Annotated in this window: 2 pseudogenes; both read right to left on the bottom strand. The window is 38.8% G+C overall.

The window, feature by feature from the left end:
• Positions 1 to 122, bottom strand: a pseudogene (locus tag P5683_RS25830) (Uma2 family endonuclease); the annotation flags it as partial.
• Between the two features lie 18 nt (positions 123 to 140).
• Positions 141 to 472: pseudogene (locus P5683_RS25825) on the bottom strand (Uma2 family endonuclease); the annotation flags it as partial.

Below are 472 nucleotides of genomic sequence, written 5' to 3'. Positions count from 1 at the left end.
TGTTGTAGGTGTAAATAGGTTTCCAATGGCAACTCCTGACTTTCTAAATCTCCGGGAGGAAACTCGATATCTTCCCATTCTGGTGAGGTTTCCAGTGATGCTAACTGTTCCGTAACTGTCATAATTTTTACCTCAATTATCTACAACTGTTCGGGGTCAATTCCCAACTCTCGCAGTTTAGCCGCTAGTTGGTCTTTCTGTTGTCGTTCGATTTCTAATTGATTTTGAGTGGTTACTAACTCATTTTGGACGCTACCTAATTGATTTTGAGTGATTACTAACTCATTTTCAACACTTCCTAATTGATTTTGAGTAGTGACTAACTCATTTTCAACACTTCCTAATTGATTTTGAGTAGTTACTAACTTATTTTGGACGCTACCTAACTGTTGTTGAGCTTCAGTGGCTGATTCTTCCGGAGTGGGTACTAAAACACCATCAGGACTAAAAAAGCGGAGTTGACGATTTTCTA

Origin of the sequence: Limnospira sp. PMC 1279.21, assembly GCF_032349615.1 — a bacterium.
GTDB classification, from domain to species: domain Bacteria; phylum Cyanobacteriota; class Cyanobacteriia; order Cyanobacteriales; family Microcoleaceae; genus Limnospira; species Limnospira fusiformis.
This window is presented reverse-complemented; position numbering and strand designations above follow the sequence as displayed.